This is a genomic window from Streptomyces sp. NPDC094034 (assembly GCF_040303865.1).
Lineage (GTDB): Bacteria > Actinomycetota > Actinomycetes > Streptomycetales > Streptomycetaceae > Streptomyces.
This window is the reverse complement of record NZ_JBEOUD010000007.1, coordinates 122,631-141,803: the sequence shown is the minus strand read 5'-3', so window position 1 is coordinate 141,803 and position 19,173 is coordinate 122,631. Positions and strand designations below refer to the sequence as shown.

Genomic DNA, 19,173 nt, shown 5'->3' with positions numbered 1-19,173 from the left:
CGGGTCGACGTCGCGTGGGTGCTCAGTTTTCATGCTCGGTCCGTGGGGCCTGGTGCGTAAACAGGTGATCCTCTCGGATGTCCTTGGTCTCGCGGGCCGTTGACTCCTTTCTACTCCTGTCCGCAGGGATGTGAAACCCCTGGCTGGACTTCTTTACTTTTAGGTTCAAATAATGGCAAAACGGTCATACTGTGAGGGTCTTGGCCGGCCGGGTGCCCCTGAGACCGGACGGCCTCAGGGGGCGGCTTCATGGGCGGTTCAGGGGGACGGCATCAAGCCGGCGTCGACTGCCGTCGCCTGCTTGCGTACCAGACCAGCCCGGCTGTCGCCGCAGCCGCGCCCACGGCTGCCGCGGCGACCAGTGCCGGCCGGGGCGGCATGGAGAAGTCGGGCAGGCGCTGTTTGAGTCGCACGGGACGGTTGAAGACGAGAATCGGCCAGTCGCGCGCCGTCGCCTCCCGGCGCAGCGCGCGGTCGGGGTTGACCGCGTAGGGGTGCCCCACCGACTGGAGCATGGGGACGTCGGTGATGGAGTCGCTGTACGCGTAGCAGCGGGAGAGGTCGTACCCTTCGGACGCGGCGAGCGCCTTGATCGCCTCGGCCTTGGTCGGCCCGTACGCGTAGTACTCCACCTCGCCCGTGAAGCAGCCGTCGGCGCCGACGACCATCCGGGTGGCCACCACCCGGTCGGCGCCGAGCAACTCGCCGATGGGCTCGACGACCTCCGCGCCGGAGGTGGACACAATCACCACATCGCGGCCGGCGATGTGATGGTCCTCGATGAGGGACGCCGCCTCGTCGTAGATGATCGGGTCGATGAGATCGTGCAGTGTCTCGGCGACGATCTCTTTGACCTGCTGGACGTTCCAGCCCTTGCAGAGCGCGGAGAGATACTCCCGCATCCGCTCCATCTGGTCGTGATCGGCGCCTCCGGCGAGGAAGACGAACTGCGCGTATGCGGTGCGCAGTACGGCGCGGCGGTTGATCAGGCCGCCTTGGTAGAAGGACTTGCTGAAGGTCAACGTCGATGACTTCGCAATGACCGTCTTGTCCAGGTCAAAGAAGGCTGCTGTGCGCGGCAAGGAGTGGTTTTCCACGAGGCCGAGCATATGCGCCCACCATTCGGCGTAAGCTGGGGCGCGTGGGTTTGCCTGAGAAGGCTCTCGGGTACACCATGGAAGTCACGGATCGTTCGCGACCGTGCTAACCCGGTCCGGCTCCTCCCCCCCCGAGTCGGCCGTGGGGACGACCCCCGCTCTCCCCCCCGGCGGGGGTCGTCGCATGTCCGGACGCGTTTTTGGCTCTTCGAGGCCACTCGTCCCCCTTTCTGAGGCTCTGCGCGTGGTGGCGCCTCCGCAAGCATGCCCGTCACTGTGTGTAGCCAATGCGCTGCTCTCCGGAAGTCACTGGTATGAGCTACCGGGATATTCACAACTGGTGAGTTGTCCACAGTTTTCGAGCAAGATCCACACGATTTCTTGTTGCCCTGCACGGTGATTCCTGTCGCGAAGTTCGCGGAAGCCGGAATCGCGGATACCGGATCACTGCGAGATCGCGGAGAGAAGTGCTCGCGGATAGCCGGATCGAGAAGAAGAGATAGGGGGTTGAGATCGTGGCTGGATCCATGACATCGGATCGTTCACGGATCGGTGGGGGTAACGGGGCGGGACCACTGATCCTGACCGAGGACGTGGAGTTGCTCGACGATCTGCTGAGGCTCTGCGCGGCGGCCGGTGCCGAGCCGCAAGTCCATCATTCGGTGCCGGAGCGGAAAGGGTGCTGGGAGGACGCGCCGATGGTTCTCGTCGGCGACGACGCGGCGGCGCGCTGCCGTGGCGCCACCCGCAGGCGGGGCGTGCTGCTCGTCGGGCGGGACCAGGACGACCCGGGTGTATGGCGGCGAGCGGTGGAGATCGGTGCGGACTGCGTGCTGCGGCTGCCGGACGCCGAGAGCTGGCTCGTCGACCGGATCGCGGATGCCGCTGAAGGCGTCGGCCGCCCCGCGCTCACCGTCGGTGTGATCGGCGGGCGAGGGGGCGCGGGGGCGTCCACGCTGGCGTGCGCCCTGGCCGTCACGGCAGCGCGCGCCGGGCGGCGCACGATGCTCGTCGACGCCGATCCGCTCGGTGGCGGCCTTGACGTGGTGTTGGGCGGCGAGCAGGCGGAGGGCAGAAGGTGGCCGGATTTCGCCGCTTCCAAGGGACGTGTCGCGGGCGGCGCGTTGGAGGAGTCGCTGCCCCGGCTCCATGAGTTGCGGGTGCTCAGCTGGGACCGCGGCGATTCGGTGGTGATTCAGCCGGAGGCCATGCGGTCGGTGCTCGCGGCGGCCCGCAGACGCGGTGGGGTCGTCGTCGTGGATCTTCCCCGGCGCGTCGACGAAGCCGTGTCGGAGGCCCTGGCACAGCTGGATCTGGGGCTGTTGGTAGTGCCCGCCGAGCTGCGGGCCGTCGCCGCGGCCGGCCGGGTGGCCTCGCTGGCGGGCATGGTCCTCAGGGATCTACGGGTGGTGGTCCGGGGTCCGTACGCCGCCGGGCTGGACGAGCGGTGGATCGCCGACGCGCTCCGGCTGCCTCTGGTGGGCGAACTGCCCTTGGAGCCGGGGCTGCCGGAGTCCCAGGACGGCGGTGCGCCCCCGGGATCGCGTGCGCGCGGACCGCTGGCCGCGTTCTGTACGGCCTTCTGGGAGCGGGCGCTGGCCGGGGACGGGAGTGTGACCCCTTGAACGGCGCTTCGGTGGCTGGGAGGAAAAGCGGCGCGGTGGCGCACGGGCTGCTGGACGCCGTACGGCAGCGGCTCGCGGAGAGCGGGGCGGACCCCACACCGGCGCGGGTGGCGGCGGCGTTACGGGCTCAGGGGCGGTTGCTCGGCGATACGGAGGTGCTCGGAGCGGCGGCGGAGTTGCGGTGCGAGCTGGTGGGGACGGGCCCTCTGGAGCCGCTTCTCGACGACCCCGAGGTGACGGACGTGCTTGTCTCCGCGCCGGACCAGGTGTGGGTGGACCGGGGCGGCGGCCTTGAACTGACGGCCGTGTCATTCGCCGACGCCGCCTCCGTACGGAGGCTGGCGCAGCGGCTCGCCGCCGTGGCCGGGCGCCGGCTCGATGACGCCCGGCCCTGGGTGGACGCGCGACTGCCCGACGGCACACGGATGCACGCGGTCCTGCCGCCGGTGGCGGTCGGCTCGACCTGCCTGTCACTGCGGGTGGTGCGGCCCAAGGCGTTCTCGCTGGCGGAGCTGACCGCGGCGGGGACGGTACCGCCGGGCGGGGAGGGGGTCTTGCGGGCACTGATCGAAGCTCGGCAGTCGTTCCTGATCAGTGGTGGCACGGGCACAGGAAAGACCACGCTCCTGTCCACCCTGCTCGGTCTGGTCGGGGAGCGTGAGCGGATCGTACTGGCCGAGGACTCCGCCGAGTTGAGGCCCGACCATCCGCATGTGGTGCGGCTGGAGGGGAGACCGGCGAACCAGGAGGGCGCGGGCCTGGTGACGTTGCGGGATCTCGTCAGACAGGCGTTGCGGATGCGGCCGGACCGGCTGGTCGTCGGTGAGGTCCGAGGCCATGAGGTCACCGAACTGCTCGCCGCCCTGAACACGGGGCATGAGGGAGGTTGCGGCACCGTACACGCGAATACGGCGGCGGACGTGCCCGCGCGTCTGGAGGCGTTGGGAACGGCGGCAGGCCTCGATCGTGCGGCGCTGCACAGCCAGCTGGCGGCCGCGCTGTCGGTCGTGATCCATCTGGTACGGGACCGCGACAGGCGGCGGAGGATCGCCGAGGTGCATGTGCTGGAGCGGGACGGCGCGGGGCTGGTGGTCCCGGTGCCCGCGTTGCGCTGGGGCGCCGGAGGCTTCGTGTACGACCGTGGTTGGCCGCGGTTGCTGGCGCTGATCGGAGGCGCGCGGTGACATCTCTGATGGTGTCTCTCACCTCCTTCGCGGCTGTGCTGTGTGCCGGGAGAGCTGTCCGGCTGGCCGTCGGCCAGGAACGGGGAGGGCGGCGGGCCAGACGGCTGCTCGCGGCCCCGGGCAGCCCCGTCGCCGCGATGCCGGGGGCGCCGCCATGGGAGCGATGGCTGCCGAAGGCCCGTGAGCGGGCGCGACGGCTGCGCGGGAAATGGCTCTGTCTGCCGCCCGCGGTCCTGCTCGCGCTGCTGGGCGAGTCGGTACTGCCGCTGTTCGGGGGCGCGCTGGCGGTGCCGATGGTGGGGCGGTGGCTGCGCGCCAGGGAGCGGAGGAAGGCGCGTGAGCGGCTGGCCGACAGGATCGTCGCGTTGTGTGTCATGGCAGTCGGCGAGCTCCGAGCCGGTATGCAGCCCACCCAGGCCCTGCTGGCCGCGGCGGGATCGACCGGTGGCCTGGGAAGCGCGGAGGGAGTCGTACTGGCGGCCGCGCGCTTCGGTGGCGACGTACCCGACGCGCTGCGGAAGGCGGCGCGTCAGCCGGGAGCGGACGGTCTCGTGGGACTCGCAGCCTGCTGGCGGGTGGCCGTGGACGGCGGGGCGGGGCTCGCCGCCGGGCTGGATCGCCTGGACGCGGCGCTGCGGGCGGAAAAGGAGCAACGGGAAGGATTGCGGGCCCAGTTGTCGGGGGCCTGGGCGACCGTCACCGTGCTGGCGCTGCTTCCCGTGGTCGGCCTGGCGCTGGGCTGGGCCCTGGGCGCGGATCCGCTGCGTGTCCTGCTGCACACCCCGGCCGGGCTCGGCTGTCTGCTGGTGGGCGGTCTGCTGGAGGGTGCGGGCCTTTGGTGGGCCGCCCGGATCGTACGGACCGGGGAGGCGTCATGACAGGGGAGTTCGTCCACAGGCTGTGGGTGGTCGTCGTGGTGCTCATCGCGATCGGCTCGTTGGCCTTCGCGATGGCGGACCGGCGGTGTGAACGACGGGTGCGGCGGCGATACGCGGTCCTGCTCGCGGTCGATAACGGACGGCGGCGGCCCCGGCCCCGGGCGGCGGAGTGGGCGCGGCGCTGGGGTCCACCGACCGGCGCGGTGATCTTCGGCTGGGTCATGGTCGGCGGGGTGGCCGGCTGGCTGGTCGGGCTCGCCATGGCGTACGGGGTCCGCAGGTGGCTGCGTACGAGAAAGCCGGACGACGGTACCGGTACCGACGAGGCGGCCCGCCGGCAGCTCCCGCTCGCCGCCGATCTGCTGGCCGCCTGTATCGCGGCGGGGGCAGGACCGCGCGACGCGGCGGAGGCGGTCGGCGAATCGCTGGGCGGCCCCGTCGGTGACCGGCTGGCCCGGACAGCGGCGGAGCTGCGGCTCGGCGGCGAACCGACGGAGGCGTGGCGGCGGTTCGGGGAGATACCGGGCGCGGCGGGGCTGGCCCGCTGTCTGGAACGGGCGGCGTCGACCGGAGCGCCCGCCGCCGAACCGGTGTCCCGGCTGGCCGACGGCTTCAGGGCGGAGCGGGCCCGGGCAGCGGTGGCCAGAGCCCAGCGGGCCCAGGTGCTGATCACGGCTCCGGTGGGGCTGTGCTTCCTTCCCGCCTTCCTGGCGGTGGGGGTGGCGCCGGTGGTCATCGGTCTGGCGAGCGGCCTGCTGAACGGTGGCTGACCCATTCTCTGCGAATTGACCAATTCCTACTGTTTCTACGGGGAGATGACATGTGGATGAGGATCCGACGGATCCGGTGGACACGGCCGCGCCGGGCGCGAGCCGATGCGGGGATGACCACGTCCGAGTACGCGGTGGGGACGATCGCCGCCTGCGCACTGGCCGCGGTGCTCTACAAGGTGGTCACGAGTGGGCCCGTGGCGGGCGCCTTGCAGTCGTTGATCGGGAGGGCTCTCAGTGCGCAGTTCTGAGACGGTCCGTAAGCGGACGGTCCGTAAGCGCCCGACCGGCGGCCCTCGCCTTGGCTGTCGCCCAGTCCGTCGCCTGGTCCGTCCCCGCGACCTGGGGTTCGTGACGGCGGAGTCGGCGGTGGCGGTACCGGCGCTGGCCGTGTTCGCCCTGGCTCTCGTCTGGGCGCTGATGGCGGCCTCCGCGCAGATCCGGTGTGTGGACGCGGCTCGGGCGGGGGCGAGAGCGGCCGCCAGAGCCGAGCCGCGGGCCGCGGCGGTGGCCGCCGCCCGTTTGGCTGCCCCGAAGGGCGCCAGGGTCGCTCTGGGGCGTACAGGCGATCTGTGGCGGGTGCGGGTGGAGGCGCCGACGCCGGGGCCGGGCGCGCTGACCCTCACGCTCACCGCCGAGGCTGTCGCGTCAGCGGAGGACGCCATGGACGCCCTGGACCCCGTACAGGCCGCGAGAGACGGCTCCGGAGGCCCGCACGCGGCCGGGGCGGCGCCATGACGGGGGCGGCCAGGACCAGGGACCGCGGGTCGGCGACGGTGTGGGTGGCGATGGCGGCGACCGCGTTGTGTGCCGTCTTCGCCCTGGTGCTCGCCATGGGACAGGCGGTCGTCGCCCGGCACCGGGCGGGAGCGGCGGCCGACCTGGCGGCCCTCGCCGCCGCGGACCACTCGCTTCTCGGCTCGGCGGACGCCTGCCGCCGGGCGGCCGAGGTCGCGGCGGCGCAGGGAGCGGAGGTGGTGCGGTGCGTGGTGAGCGGTGAGATCGCGGACGTGACGGCGCGGGCGGCGTTCGGACCGTACGTCCCGACGGTCAGGTCACGGGCGGGCCCAGCGGGCCCACCGCCGCCCGTGCCCCCGCCAGGCGCCCTGTCAGGCCTCGCGGGCACGCACTAAGCCACGGTGGGCGCTTCTTCCGCTTCCACGCCCGCTTCCGCTTCCACGTCCGCTTCCACGTCCGCGTCCATGCCCGTTTCCGGATGCGCGATCGGAAGCACGTCGGCCTCGGGCTGTGCGTCGGGGGCGGCGCTGAGGAGCTCGGTCAGGAGTCGTACGGCGCCTCGTTTGTGCAGAGGGTCGTTGCCGTTGCCGCACTTCGGGGACTGGATGCAGGACGGACAGCCGGCGTCGCACTCGCAGGAGGCGATCGCCTCGCGGGTGGCTGTGAGCCACTCACGGGCCGTTCGGAAGGCCCGCTCAGCGAAGCCCGCGCCGCCGGGATGGCCGTCGTAGACGAAGACCGTCGGCAGCAGCGTGTCCGGGTGGAGGGGCACGGACACCCCGCCGATGTCCCAGCGGTCACAGGTCGCGAAGAGCGGCAGCAGCCCGATCGAGGCGTGTTCGGCGGCGTGCAGCGCGCCGCCCAGCTGCTCCGGGTCGACGCGGGCCCGGTCGAGCTGGTCCTCGGTGACCGTCCACCACACGGCCCGGGTACGGAGCGTCCGTGGCGGCAGATCGAGTTTGCTCTCGCCCAGTACCTCGCCGGTGATGAGCCGTCGGCGCAGAAAGGAGACGACCTGGTTGGTGACTTCGACGGAGCCGTAGCACAGGCGCCCCTGGCCCCACGGGATCTCCGTGTCGGTTTCGAGTACGGAGATGGCGGTGGTGTCACGGGCGGTGGTGGAGTAAGGCGGGTTCGCCTCCTCGACCAGGGCGACCGAGTCGGCCAGGTCGAGCCGCTTCACCAGATACGTACGGCCCTGGTGGAGGTGGACGGCGCCGTCGTGGACGGCGGTATGGGAGGCGGCTTCGTCGACCGTGCCCAGCAGCCGTCCCGTCCCCGCCTCGACGATCTGGACGGGGCTGCCGCCCTCACCCCGGATGTCGGCGAGGTCGGCGGCCCGCTCGCGGCGGGTCCAGTACCAGCCCGAGTTGCGGCGCCGCAGCAGCCCCGCGCTCTCCAACTGCGGGAGCAGGTCGGGTACGGCGGGTCCGAAGAGCGTCAGATCCGCTTCGGTGAGCGGGAGTTCGGCCGCCGCGGCGCACAGATGGGGGGCGAGGACATACGGGTTGTCGGGGTCGAGGACGGTGGACTCGACGGGCTGCCGGAACAGCGCCTCGGGGTGGTGGACGAGGAAGGTGTCCAGCGGATCGTCCCGGGCGACGAGGACGGCGAGCGCCCCCTGCCCCGAACGTCCGGCTCGGCCCGCCTGCTGCCACACGGAGGCGCGGGTGCCCGGATAGCCGGCGATGACGACGGCGTCCAGGCCCGACACGTCGATGCCCAGTTCCAGCGCGGTGGTGGCGGCGAGGCCGAGCAGCTCGCCGGAGTGCAGGGCGTTCTCCAGCGCGCGGCGTTCCTCGGGGAGGTAGCCGCCGCGGTAGGCGGCGACCCGGCGGGCCAGCGAGCGGTCCACCTCGGCCAGCCGTTCCTGGGCGATGACGGAGATGAGCTCGGCGCCACGCCGGGAGCGTACGAAGGCGACCGTACGGACGCCCTGGACGGTCAGATCGGTGAGGAGGTCGGCGGTCTCGGCGGTGGCGGTACGCCGGACGGGGGCGCCCTTCTCGCCGTGCAGATCGGTGAGCGGCGGCTCCCAGAGCGCGAAGACCAGTTCGCCGCGCGGTGACGCGTCGTCGGCGACCTCGTGGACGGGCAGACCGGTGAGCCGGCCGGCGGCCTGTGCTGGTTCCGCGGCGGTCGCAGAGGCGAGCAGGAAGACCGGATTCGCTCCGTAGCGGGCGCATACGCGGCGGAGTCGGCGCAGTACCTGCGCCACATGGGAGCCGAAGACGCCGCGATAGGTGTGGCACTCGTCGATAACGACATAGCGCAGGGCGCGCAGGAAGGAGGCCCAGCGGGGGTGGGACGGGAGTATCCCCCGGTGCAGCATGTCCGGATTGGTCAGCACGTAGTTGGCGTACTGCCGGACCCACTCCCGTTCCTCGACCGGGGTGTCACCGTCGTAGACGGCGGGGCGCACGCGGTTGCCGAGCGGGGCGGCCAGCGCCTTGACCGCGCGGCGCTGGTCCGCGGCGAGAGCCTTCGTCGGCGCGAGGTAGAGCCCCGTCGTACCTCGGCCGTTGGGCGCCTCCGAGCCGTCGAGGAGGGTGGTGAGCACGGGGGCGAGATAGGCGAGGGACTTGCCGGAGGCGGTGCCGGTGGCGATCACGACGGACTCGCCGTCCAGCGCGTGCTCGGCGGCCGTCGCCTGGTGGGCCCACGGGTGGTCGACACCGGCCCGCTGAATGGCGTTGATCACTTCCGGGCGGATGCGGTCGGGCCAGACGGCATGACGTCCCGCACGCGGGGGCAGGTGCTCCGTATGGGTGATGCGCGCAGCACGGCCCGCCCCCGTGGCGAGCCGGTCCAGGACCGTACGGGGGGAGGGGCGGTTGCCCCCGCTCTCGGGGGGTCCACTGGGGCGGTGATTCCTGGCCATCGGCATCGAGTGTGTCACTGGCGTGACGGACAATGGTCTCAAGGCGTCGTGCATGACTGCTGGTAAGTGATTGAATGCCATCGCGGCTGGCGATACGTCCCCTGGCTCCGTAGGGGAGACCCGAGGGGCGACCGCTCGATAGCAAGGTGCTGGAGGATCCGTGGACCTGTCCCTGTCGACTCGCAATGTGTCCGGCCCTGGTGGCGACCGTACGGTCGTCGAGGTCGGTGGCGAGATTGATGTGTATACCGCGCCCAAGCTGCGCGAGCAGTTGGTCGAGTTGGTGAACGACGGCAGCTACCACCTGGTTGTCGACATGGAGGGCGTGGACTTCCTGGACTCGACCGGGCTCGGCGTGCTCGTGGGTGGCCTGAAGCGTGTGCGCGCCCATGAGGGCTCGCTGCGCCTGGTCTGCAACCAGGAGCGCATTCTCAAGATCTTCCGGATCACCGGTCTCACCAAGGTGTTCCCGATCCACACCACGGTCGACGAGGCCGTGGCGGCCACCGACTGAGGTCGGCCGAGTCTTCCGGAGGAGAGGGCAGAGGCACCGGGCGTGATGCCCGGCGCCCGCGCCCATGAGTTTTCACGCTCGTACGTTCGAGGGGGATCGCATGGCCACCGTTGAACTCCGCTTCAGCGCCCAGCCCGAACATGTCAGAACGGCCCGTCTTGTGGCGGCCGCCGTGGCTCGTCGGGCAGGTGTCGATGAGGCTGTGTTGGACGAGGTCAGACTCGCGGTCGGTGAAGCGTGCAGCCGGGCGGTCGGACTGCACCGCAGCCATGGCATCACCGCCCCGGTGAGAGTCGTGCTGAACGAGGAGGAGAAAGCCTTCTCCATCGAGGTCGGCGACGGGGTCACGGCCGTGAGCGGAGCCGCCGGGGAAGCCCGTGACGGCGTGGCTCCGGGCGATTCCCACGAGAGCGATGCCGAGGGCGAGGACGAGATGGGCCTCGCGGTCATCAGTGGGCTCGTCGACGATGTGGAAGTCACCTCGGGCGACGACGGTGGCGTCATCCGGATGAGCTGGCCGACGGCCTCGGCCGTCGCGTTGCCCTGACGGCGTTACCCCGGCCCTTTCGGGCAGCCGGACGGAGAGCCGGTGATCCATTCTCCAGGAAGGCCCTGCTGAGCAGGGCCTTTCTCTTTTCCATGGGATTACCGATCACCCATTAACGTGCTTATCCCATTACCCCTTCCAAGGTCATTCGATAAGTGAAGGTCAATTGCATGTGGCGTGCTCTGTTTTGATCAGGTTCCGCTCCCTACAATCCGTCCATCTTGAACGCTGAGCGTCAAGGAGGACGAATGGCGGGGCACTACCAACCACAACTGTCCGAGCACCCCACTTCGCTCGCTGCCGCGATACTCACGGACGACAACCGCGTCATCGTGATCGTCATCGCGGTCGTCGCGCTGGCGGCGCTGTTCGTGGCCCAGCTGCTGGTGCGCCAGGTGCTGGCGGCCGGCGAGGGCACCGATTCGATGAAGGAGATCGCGGCCGCCGTACAGGAAGGCGCCAATGCCTATCTGGCACGGCAGTTGCGCACCCTCGGCGTATTCGCCGTCGTGGTGTTCTTCCTGCTGATGTTGTTGCCGGCCGACAACTGGTCACAACGCGCGGGACGTTCGCTGTTCTTCCTGGTCGGTGCGCTTTTCTCGGCGGCCACCGGATACATCGGCATGCGTCTGGCCGTACGCAGCAATGTGCGCGTGGCGGCGGCCGCGCGTGAGGCGACACCGGCGGAAGGCGAGCCGGAAAAAGACCTCACGGCCGTTTCGCACAAAGCCATGAAGATCGCATTCCGTACGGGTGGCGTGGTCGGCATGTTCACGGTGGGCCTCGGTCTGCTCGGCGCCTCCTGCGTGGTCCTCGTCTATGCCGCCGACGCCCCCAAGGTGCTGGAGGGCTTCGGTCTCGGCGCCGCGCTGATCGCCATGTTCATGCGAGTCGGAGGCGGCATCTTCACCAAGGCGGCCGACGTCGGCGCCGACCTGGTCGGCAAGGTGGAACAGGGTATTCCGGAGGACGATCCGCGCAACGCGGCGACCATCGCGGACAACGTCGGCGACAACGTCGGCGACTGCGCCGGGATGGCGGCCGACCTGTTCGAGTCGTACGCGGTGACGCTGGTGGCCGCGCTGATCCTCGGCAAGGCGGCGTTCGGGGACTTCGGGCTGGCCTTCCCGCTGATCGTCCCCGCGATCGGGGTGATCACGGCCATGATCGGCATCTTCGCCGTCGCCCCACGCAGGGCCGACCGCAGCGGGATGACCGCCATCAACCGCGGTTTCTTCATCTCCGCGGTGATCTCGCTCGCGCTGGTGGCCGTGGCGTCCTTCGTCTACCTGCCGTCCTCGTACGCCGAACTGGACGGGGTCACCGACCCGGACATCCTGACCCACAGCGGTGACCCGAGGGTGCTCGCCCTGCTCGCGGTCGCCATCGGTATCGTGCTGGCGGCCCTGATCCAGCAGCTCACCGGCTACTTCACCGAGACCGCCCGGCGCCCGGTCAGGGACATCGGCAAATCCGCCCTGACGGGCCCCGCCACCGTCGTCCTCGCGGGCGTGGCCATCGGTCTGGAGTCAGCGGTCTATACGGCGCTGCTGATCGGTCTCGCGGTCTACGGGGCCTTCCTGGTCGGCGGTGCGTCGATCACGCTCGCCCTCTTCGCGGTGGCCCTGGCGGGCACCGGTCTGCTCACCACCGTCGGTGTCATCGTCGCCATGGACACCTTCGGGCCGGTCTCCGACAACGCCCAGGGCATCGCCGAGATGTCCGGCGACGTCGAGGGCGCGGGCGCGCAGGTGCTCACCGACCTCGACGCCGTGGGGAACACCACGAAGGCCATCACCAAGGGCATCGCCATCGCCACGGCCGTACTCGCCGCGTCGGCGCTCTTCGGCTCGTACCGCGACGCCATCGCCACCGCCGTCGCGGATGTAGGGGCCAGAGCGGGCGAGCTGACGCTCAGTCTGGACATCTCGCAGCCCAACAACCTGGTCGGGCTGATCCTCGGTGCCGCGGTTGTCTTCCTCTTCTCGGGGCTGGCGATCAACGCGGTCTCGCGGTCGGCCGGTTCGGTGGTCTACGAGGTGCGCCGGCAGTTCCGCGAGCACCCAGGGATCATGGATTACACCGAGAAACCCGAGTACGGCCGGGTGGTCGACATCTGCACCAAGGACGCGCTGCGTGAGCTGGCCACCCCGGGGCTGCTCGCCGTCCTCACCCCCATCGCCGTCGGCTTCTCGCTCGGAGTGGGCGCGCTCGGCTCGTTCCTGGCCGGTGCGATCGGTACGGGCACGCTGATGGCCGTCTTCCTCGCCAACTCCGGAGGTGCCTGGGACAACGCGAAGAAGCTCGTCGAGGACGGTCATCACGGCGGCAAGGGCAGTGAGGCCCATGCCGCGACGGTCATCGGGGACACGGTGGGAGACCCGTTCAAGGACACGGCGGGCCCCGCCATCAATCCGCTGCTAAAGGTGATGAACCTGGTGGCGCTGCTCATCGCCCCGGCGGTCGTGCAGTTCAGTTACGGAGCCGACGCCAGTGCCGGTGTCCGCGTGCTGGTGGCGGTGCTCGCCCTCGCCGTCATCATCGGCGCGGTCTATGTGTCCAAGCGGCGCTCGGTCACGGTGGACGGCGGAGGTGAGGGCGGCGGGGACGGTTCCGGCGGCGGGAACGAGAAGTCGCCCGACCCGGTGGCGGCCTCCTGACGACCCGGTCGATCCTGATGGGGAGCGGGCGGGTGGCGCGGAGTGACGCGCGCCACCCGCCCGCTCGCGCCGCCTCCGGACAGCGCCCCCGCTCGCGCCGCCCCGGACAGCGCGCCCGCCCGCGCCGAGCCTGGACAGCGCGCCCGCTCGACGCAGCCCCCGGACGGCGCGCCCGGCGTGAGGTGTCTCTCCCTTGGTGCAAATGGCTGCAATAGGGCACGGACCGGACGCTCGGCGTGTGGTTGTCGCCCACTTGGCGTGTATGTTCCGGGGCCGAGAGCCTTGGAAGGGACCCAACCGGTGAACAAGAAGCTTGTGGCCGCGCTGTCCGGCGGTGCGGTGGTGCTCATGGCGCTGTCCGGCTGCAGTGGTGATGACAGCGACCAAAAGGTGAACGCCTGGGCCAAGAAGGTCTGTGACCAGGTTCAGCCTCAGCTGACGAAGATCGCGAACTCCAACACCTCCATCCAGCAGGCGACCTCCGACAGCAGCAAGCCCGCTGATGTCCAGAAGGCCGACTCGGCCGCCTTCCAGTCCATCTCCGACGCCTACAAGGCGCTGGGTTCCGCCGTGGACAGCGCGGGCGCACCGCCCATCACGGACGGCGAGAAGACCCAGAAGGAGGCCGTCAAGGAACTCAACGCCACCGCGACGGCGTACGCGGGCCTCAAGACGAAGGTCGACGCGCTCGACACCAGGGACCAGGCGGACTTCGCGGACGGCCTCAAGGGCGTCGCGGACGAGCTGGACAAGCTCAGCAAGAGCGGGGACCAGGCGCTCCAGAAGCTCCAGTCCGGCGATGTCGGCAAGGCGATGGCGAAGCAGGCAGGCTGCCAGAAGCCACCGGTGGCGGCCGGCGGGTCCGGCTCTCCGGCGGCCGGGTCGTAAGCTCCCGGGCCGGGTCGTAGCCTCTCCGGCATCCCCTGCTGGACGCCCTCAGGCGTCTCATGCCGCTCCGGAACACGGTCGCACGCGGCCCGCGGCCCGGTCCCCCCGAACGGAGGGACCGGGCCGCGGGCCGTTGTCAGTGGCAGCCGCCACAATGTGTGGGTGAGTACGACCAGCCTTCCCGCGTCCGACCACTCGCCCCGACTCCGCGCGGCCCTGCTCGCCGCCGACTTCACCGCCGACGGCCTGCTCGATCTGCTCGGCGCACCCGCCTATGCCGCGCTGGCACGCAGCGAGACCGTGCCGGCGCTGCGTGCCACCCCCGGTGACACCCCGCTCGAAACGCTCGTACGGCTCTTCCTGCTCCAGCGCCCGGTCTCCAAGGAGCGCGCGGCTGCCGCGCTGCCGCTCGACGAGGTGCTGGCCGACGGCTGGGTCGTCCAGGACGAGGACGACATCCACGCGACGGTGGACGTACGGCCGTACAGCGGGCCCGACGGACAGGACTGGTTCATCGTCTCCGACCTGGGCTGCGCGGTCGGCGGCGCCTCGGGCGCGGGCGGCCATGACGAGGGGGTGGTGCTCGGCGTCGGCGGCGCCTCGACGACCCTGGCCGGGATCACCGTACGGACACCGGTCGGGAGCGCGCTCGATCTCGGCTGCGGCTCCGGCATCCAGGCGCTGCACGCCGCTCAGCACGCCACGCGCGTCACGGCCACCGATCTCAATCCGCGTGCGCTCGGCTTCACCCGGCTGACCCTGGCCCTCTCCGGCGCCCCCGTCGCCGATCTGCGCGAGGGCTCGCTCTTCGAGCCGGTCGCGGACGAGACGTACGACCTGATCGTCTCGAACCCGCCGTTCGTGATCTCGCCAGGGGCCCGGCTCATCTACCGCGACGGCGGGATGGGCGGGGACGATCTGTGCCGCACGCTCGTCCAGCAGGCGGGGGAGCGGCTGAACGAGGGCGGATTCGCGCACTTCCTCGCCAACTGGCAGCACGTGGAGGGGGAGGAATGGCAGCAGCGGCTGCGCTCCTGGGTGCCGCGCGGCTGTGACGCCTGGATCGTGCAGCGCGAGGTCCAGGACGTGACGCAGTACGCGGAGCTCTGGCTGCGCGACAGCGGTGACCACAGGAGCGACCCGGAGGAGTACACCGCGCGGTACGAAGCGTGGCTGGACGAGTTCGAGGCCCGTAAGACCAAGGCCGTCGGCTTCGGCTGGATCACGCTCAGGAAGACGGGCGCCGCGGAGCAATCGGTCGTCGTGGAGGAGTGGCCGCATCCGGTGGAGCAGCCGCTCGGCGAGACCGTACGGGCGCACTTCGAGCGTCAGGACTATCTGCGGACGCACGACGACGCGGCGCTTCTCGCGGGCCATTTCGTCCTGGCGCCGGAGGTGGTGCAGGAGCAGGTGGGGCTGCCGGGCGCCGAGGATCCGGAGCATGTGGTGCTCCGTCAGCACCGAGGCATGCGCCGGGCCACGAAGGTCGACGCGGTCGGGGCCGGCTTCGCGGGGGTCTGTGACGGGACCCTGAGTGCCGGACGGATCCTGGATGCGATCGGTCAGTTGATGGGGGAGGACCCGGTGCTGCTCCGGGACCGCACCCCGCAGGCGATCCGGCTGCTGGTGGAGGAGGGATTCCTGGAACCGACGCCCGTGGCGCGCTGACGGCCGGCTGTGCGGGGTGAGGGCGGCTGCCCCCCTCGGCTGGCCCTCGGTTGTCCGCTCGACTGCCCCCTCGGTTGTCCGCTCGACTCGACTGTCCTGTCCGTCAGCGCTCGACTGCCGGTCACGCCGAGCCCTCGGACTCGGCGTGCGGGTGAACGCGTCGCGGCGTTCACCCGGAATTCGCGCAGGTGACGTCCCGAGGTGCCAGCCTCGGGCCCCCAGAGGTCTTGGCGCCCCCGAGCGGGTGCCCACGGAACGAGCGGGGTGCGGACATGGAGAGTGGGCCGGCGATCTTCGCGGGGACGGCGTTCACGCTGTTCGGGTGTGCGCTGCTGCTGTGGACCGGGGCGCGCGTTCTGCACCGCGCGCCGGTGGCCCATGGCGTGCGGCCTGCGGCCTCCATCACGCTCGCGACACTCTCGGGCGTGGTCTTTCTCGCTCTCGGCGTGTGGTGTTTCGGTCGTATCTGAGCGCTCCCGATGTATCCGGGCCCGGTTCGAGGAAGCCGGACCGGAATCTCGGGCCATGATCGATCCGGGCCCGCGCGCGGCTTCGGCAGGCCGTCGGACCTGCGCAGGACGCGCCGAGGGACCGTGATCCGGAACCGTCGTCCCGTACCCCGGCGGAAGCACCGGCGCCGCTTTCCGACGCGACGAGCCCGGGGGTCCGGGCGGCAGGAATGACTGGAGTCGGGTTACCGTTCGAGTGGCCGTTGCGGGCTTTCGCCGTTTGACACGGGGGCGGGTTGTACCGTCACACTCCGCAGCGAAGCAGCGTCACCGCTGGGCCGTACCGGGCCCCGCCAAGGCGTACTGCCGTACTGCCGTACGGGCCCACCGAGCGTCGACCGGAGAGAAGAGCGAAGTTGTCCCCGACCAGCGAGACCGCACACGGCGGCCGCCGACTCGTCATCGTCGAGTCGCCTGCCAAGGCGAAGACGATCAAGGGCTACCTCGGCCCTGGCTATGTCGTCGAGGCGAGCGTCGGGCACATCCGCGACCTCCCGAACGGCGCCGCCGAGGTGCCGGAGAAGTACACCGGCGAGGTGCGCCGCCTCGGCGTGGACGTCGATCATGACTTCCAGCCGATCTACGTCGTCAACGCCGATAAGAAGGCCCAGGTCAGAAAGCTCAAGGAGCTGCTGGCCGAATCCGACGAGCTCTACCTCGCCACCGATGAGGACCGCGAGGGCGAGGCCATCGCGTGGCACCTCCAGGAAGTCCTCAAGCCCAAGGTCCCGGTCCACCGGATGGTCTTCCACGAGATCACCAAAGACGCGATCCGGGCCGCCGTCGCCAATCCGCGCGAGCTGAACACGCGCATGGTCGACGCCCAGGAGACCCGCCGTATCCTCGACCGGCTCTACGGCTACGAGGTCTCGCCCGTCCTGTGGAAGAAGGTCATGCGCGGCCTCTCGGCGGGCCGTGTCCAGTCCGTCGCCACCCGTCTCGTCGTCGAGCGCGAGCGCGAGCGCATCGCCTTCCGCTCCGCCGAGTACTGGGATCTGACCGGTACGTTCTCCACCGGCCGCGCCGGAGACGCCTCCGACCCGTCCTCGCTGGTCGCCCGGCTCAACGCGGTCGACGGCCGGCGTGTCGCCCAGGGCCGTGACTTCGGTCCGGACGGTCGGCTCAAGTCCGACCAGGTGCTGCATCTGGACGAGGCCAACGCACGGGCGCTCGCCATCGCCCTGGAGAACGCCTCCTTCTCCGTGCGCTCGGTCGAGTCCAAGCCGTACCGCCGCTCCCCGTACGCCCCCTTCCGTACGACGACCCTCCAGCAGGAGGCCTCGCGCAAGCTGGGCTTCGGGGCGAAGTCCACGATGCAGGTCGCGCAGAAGCTGTACGAGAACGGCTTCATCACCTATATGCGTACGGACTCGACGACCCTCTCGGACACCGCTGTCTCGGCGGCCCGTGCGCAGGTCACGCAGTTGTACGGGGCGGGCTATCTGCCGGACAAGCCGCGTACGTACGCGGGCAAGGTCAAGAACGCGCAGGAGGCGCACGAGGCGATCCGCCCCTCGGGCGACCGGTTCCGTACCCCCGCCGAGACCGGACTGACCGGCGACCAGTTCAAGCTCTACGAGCTGATCTGGAAGCGGACCGTCGCCTCCCAGATGAAGGACGCGGTCGGCAACAGCGTCACCGTCAAGATCGATGGCAGGTCGAGCGACGGCCGGGACGCCGAATTCTCCGCTTCCGGCAAGACGATCACGTTCCATGGCTTCATGAAGGCGTACGTCGAGGGCGCGGACGACCCGAACGCGGAGCTGGACGACCGCGAGCGCCGGCTGCCGCAGGTCGCGGAGGGCGACGCGCTGTCCGCCGAGGAGATCTCCGTCGACGGCCATGCGACGAAGCCGCCGGCCAGATACACCGAAGCCTCGCTGGTCAAGGAGCTGGAAGAGCGGGAGATCGGCCGTCCGTCGACCTACGCCTCGATCATCGGCACCATCCTCGACCGCGGCTATGTGTTCAAGAAGGGCACGGCGCTCGTCCCGTCCTTCCTCTCCTTCGCCGTGGTCAACCTGCTGGAGACGCACTTCGGCCGACTGGTCGACTACGACTTCACGGCCAAGATGGAGGACGACCTCGACCGCATCGCGCAGGGCGAGGCGCAGGCCGTGCCGTGGCTGCGGCGCTTCTACTTCGGCGAGGGCGACGACCACAACGCGGGGGTCGCGTCGGGCGCCGGGAACGGCGACGGCGATCACCTCGGCGGCCTCAAGGAACTGGTCACCGACCTCGGCGCGATCGACGCCCGGGAGATCTCCTCGTTCCCCGTCGGCGACGGCATCATGCTGCGCGTCGGGCGGTACGGCCCGTATGTCGAGCGTGGTGAGAAGGACGAGGAAGGCCACCAGCGCGCCGATGTGCCGGAGGATCTGGCGCCCGACGAGCTGACGGTCGAGTACGCCGAGGAACTGCTGGCCAAGCCGAGCGGCGACTTCGAGCTGGGCGCGGACCCGGAGTCCGGCCATCAGATCGTGGCCAAGGACGGCCGTTACGGGCCGTATGTCACCGAGATCCTGCCGGACGGGACCCCGAAGACCGGCAAGAACGCGGTCAAGCCGCGTACCGCCTCGCTCTTCAAGTCCATGTCCCTGGACACGGTGACGCTCGCCGACGCACTCAAGCTGATGTCGCTGCCCCGGGTGGTCGGTACGGACGCCGAGGGTGTCGAGATCACCGCGCAGAACGGCCGGTACGGCCCGTATCTGAAGAAGGGCACGGACTCGCGTTCGCTGGAGAACGAGGACCAGCTCTTCAACATCACGCTGGAAGAAGCGCTGGCGATCTACGCCCAGCCCAAGCAGCGGGGCCGGGCCGCGGCCAAGCCGCCGCTGAAGGAGCTGGGCACGGACCCGGTGAGCGAGCGGCCGGTCGTGGTGAAGGACGGGCGGTTCGGCCCGTACGTCACGGACGGCGAGACGAACGCGACACTGCGGACCGACGACAGCGTCGAGACGATCACTCCGGAGCGGGGTTACGAGCTCCTCGCGGACAAGCGTGCGAAGGGGCCGGCCAAGAAGACCGCGAAGAAGGCGGCGAAGAAGGCTCCGGCGAAGAAGGCCCCCGCCAAGAAGGCGACGACCGCGAAGAAGGCCGCCGCGAAGACGACGACCGCCAAGACGGCGGCGAAGAAGACGACGGCGAAGAAGACGGCCGCGAAGTCGTCGGCGGCGGCGTCGGCGAAGTCGGACGAATAGGACGTCGATCG

Annotated in this window: 16 protein-coding genes; 14 read left to right on the top strand and 2 right to left on the bottom strand. The window is 70.5% G+C overall.

The genetic code is table 11. The features are described 5' to 3' along the window. Nucleotides 1-272 precede the first annotated feature (272 nt). Nucleotides 273-1,109 carry an HAD family hydrolase gene (locus ABTZ59_RS09545; RefSeq protein WP_351393291.1) on the bottom strand — a complete coding sequence of 279 codons (837 nt, stop codon included), beginning with the start codon at nt 1,107-1,109 and terminating at the stop codon, nt 273-275. 515 nt (nt 1,110-1,624) lie between these two features. Here ABTZ59_RS09545 and ssd point away from each other — a divergent pair. From ssd to ABTZ59_RS09510, 7 genes are all read left to right on the top strand, one after another. Then, nucleotides 1,625-2,722, top strand: coding sequence for a septum site-determining protein Ssd (ssd, locus tag ABTZ59_RS09540; protein ID WP_351393288.1), 1,098 nt, complete (start codon nt 1,625-1,627; stop codon nt 2,720-2,722). A 35-nt stretch (nt 2,723-2,757) separates the two neighbouring features. Then, a complete protein-coding gene (locus ABTZ59_RS09535; protein WP_351393285.1) occupies nt 2,758-3,906 on the top strand; it encodes a TadA family conjugal transfer-associated ATPase in 1,149 nt (382 codons plus the stop codon). 8 nt (nt 3,907-3,914) lie between these two features. Then, complete coding sequence (locus tag ABTZ59_RS09530) at nt 3,915-4,784, top strand: type II secretion system F family protein (protein ID WP_351393282.1); 870 nt, start codon at nt 3,915-3,917, stop codon at nt 4,782-4,784. Then, nucleotides 4,781-5,554 carry a type II secretion system F family protein gene (locus ABTZ59_RS09525; protein ID WP_351393279.1) on the top strand — a complete coding sequence of 258 codons (774 nt, stop codon included), beginning with the start codon at nt 4,781-4,783 and terminating at the stop codon, nt 5,552-5,554. The genes ABTZ59_RS09530 and ABTZ59_RS09525 overlap by 4 nt, the downstream gene beginning before the upstream one ends. A 50-nt stretch (nt 5,555-5,604) precedes the next feature. After that, nucleotides 5,605-5,805: a DUF4244 domain-containing protein gene (locus tag ABTZ59_RS09520; RefSeq protein WP_351393276.1), complete on the top strand. Its 201-nt coding sequence runs from the start codon at nt 5,605-5,607 to the stop codon at nt 5,803-5,805. Nucleotides 5,806-5,878: 73 nt separating this feature from the next. Further along, on the top strand, nt 5,879-6,292 hold the full coding sequence (locus tag ABTZ59_RS09515; RefSeq protein WP_351393520.1) for a TadE family type IV pilus minor pilin: 414 nt from the start codon (nt 5,879-5,881) through the stop codon (nt 6,290-6,292). Further along, nucleotides 6,289-6,687, top strand: a complete 399-nt coding sequence (locus ABTZ59_RS09510) for an Rv3654c family TadE-like protein (RefSeq protein ID WP_351393273.1) — start codon at nt 6,289-6,291, stop codon at nt 6,685-6,687. The genes ABTZ59_RS09515 and ABTZ59_RS09510 overlap by 4 nt, the downstream gene beginning before the upstream one ends. Here ABTZ59_RS09510 and ABTZ59_RS09505 read toward each other — a convergent pair. Continuing rightward, nucleotides 6,684-9,254 (bottom strand): DEAD/DEAH box helicase, encoded by a 2,571-nt coding sequence (locus ABTZ59_RS09505; protein WP_351393271.1) that lies wholly within the window; start codon nt 9,252-9,254, stop codon nt 6,684-6,686. The two genes, ABTZ59_RS09510 and ABTZ59_RS09505, sit on opposite strands and share 4 nt — an antisense overlap. Nucleotides 9,255-9,333: 79 nt before the next feature. On the opposite strand from ABTZ59_RS09505, the gene ABTZ59_RS09500 reads away from it, so the two are divergent. From ABTZ59_RS09500 to topA, 7 genes are all read left to right on the top strand, one after another. Then, nucleotides 9,334-9,687: an STAS domain-containing protein gene (locus tag ABTZ59_RS09500; RefSeq protein ID WP_003967428.1), complete on the top strand. Its 354-nt coding sequence runs from the start codon at nt 9,334-9,336 to the stop codon at nt 9,685-9,687. A gap of 100 nt (nt 9,688-9,787) precedes the next feature. Then, nucleotides 9,788-10,234 carry an ATP-binding protein gene (locus ABTZ59_RS09495; RefSeq protein WP_351393268.1) on the top strand — a complete coding sequence of 149 codons (447 nt, stop codon included), beginning with the start codon at nt 9,788-9,790 and terminating at the stop codon, nt 10,232-10,234. A 248-nt stretch (nt 10,235-10,482) separates the two neighbouring features. Then, on the top strand, nt 10,483-12,894 hold the full coding sequence (locus tag ABTZ59_RS09490) for a sodium-translocating pyrophosphatase (protein ID WP_351393265.1): 2,412 nt from the start codon (nt 10,483-10,485) through the stop codon (nt 12,892-12,894). A 300-nt stretch (nt 12,895-13,194) separates the two neighbouring features. Continuing rightward, a complete protein-coding gene (locus tag ABTZ59_RS09485) occupies nt 13,195-13,782 on the top strand; it encodes a small secreted protein (protein ID WP_351393263.1) in 588 nt (195 codons plus the stop codon). A 162-nt stretch (nt 13,783-13,944) separates the two neighbouring features. After that, nucleotides 13,945-15,450, top strand: a complete 1,506-nt coding sequence (locus tag ABTZ59_RS09480; RefSeq protein ID WP_351393260.1) for a DUF7059 domain-containing protein — start codon at nt 13,945-13,947, stop codon at nt 15,448-15,450. A gap of 272 nt (nt 15,451-15,722) precedes the next feature. Beyond that, a complete protein-coding gene (locus ABTZ59_RS09475; RefSeq protein ID WP_351393257.1) occupies nt 15,723-15,920 on the top strand; it encodes a hypothetical protein in 198 nt (65 codons plus the stop codon). A gap of 395 nt (nt 15,921-16,315) precedes the next feature. Next, complete coding sequence (gene topA, locus ABTZ59_RS09470; RefSeq protein WP_351393254.1) at nt 16,316-19,162, top strand: type I DNA topoisomerase; 2,847 nt, start codon at nt 16,316-16,318, stop codon at nt 19,160-19,162. Nucleotides 19,163-19,173: the final 11 nt, after the last annotated feature.

What these genes read in the sequence shown, in the direction of transcription:
- ABTZ59_RS09545 (WP_351393291.1), bottom strand. Translation starts at nt 1,109, where the DNA reads ATGCTCGGCCTCGTGGAAAACCACTCCTTGCCGCGCACAGCAGCCTTC.
- ssd (WP_351393288.1), top strand. Translation starts at nt 1,625, where the DNA reads ATGACATCGGATCGTTCACGGATCGGTGGGGGTAACGGGGCGGGACCA.
- ABTZ59_RS09530 (WP_351393282.1), top strand. Translation starts at nt 3,915, where the DNA reads ATGGTGTCTCTCACCTCCTTCGCGGCTGTGCTGTGTGCCGGGAGAGCT.
- ABTZ59_RS09525 (WP_351393279.1), top strand. Translation starts at nt 4,781, where the DNA reads ATGACAGGGGAGTTCGTCCACAGGCTGTGGGTGGTCGTCGTGGTGCTC.
- ABTZ59_RS09520 (WP_351393276.1), top strand. Translation starts at nt 5,605, where the DNA reads ATGTGGATGAGGATCCGACGGATCCGGTGGACACGGCCGCGCCGGGCG.
- ABTZ59_RS09510 (WP_351393273.1), top strand. Translation starts at nt 6,289, where the DNA reads ATGACGGGGGCGGCCAGGACCAGGGACCGCGGGTCGGCGACGGTGTGG.
- ABTZ59_RS09505 (WP_351393271.1), bottom strand. Translation starts at nt 9,254, where the DNA reads ATGGCATTCAATCACTTACCAGCAGTCATGCACGACGCCTTGAGACCA.
- ABTZ59_RS09495 (WP_351393268.1), top strand. Translation starts at nt 9,788, where the DNA reads ATGGCCACCGTTGAACTCCGCTTCAGCGCCCAGCCCGAACATGTCAGA.
- ABTZ59_RS09490 (WP_351393265.1), top strand. Translation starts at nt 10,483, where the DNA reads ATGGCGGGGCACTACCAACCACAACTGTCCGAGCACCCCACTTCGCTC.
- ABTZ59_RS09475 (WP_351393257.1), top strand. Translation starts at nt 15,723, where the DNA reads ATGGAGAGTGGGCCGGCGATCTTCGCGGGGACGGCGTTCACGCTGTTC.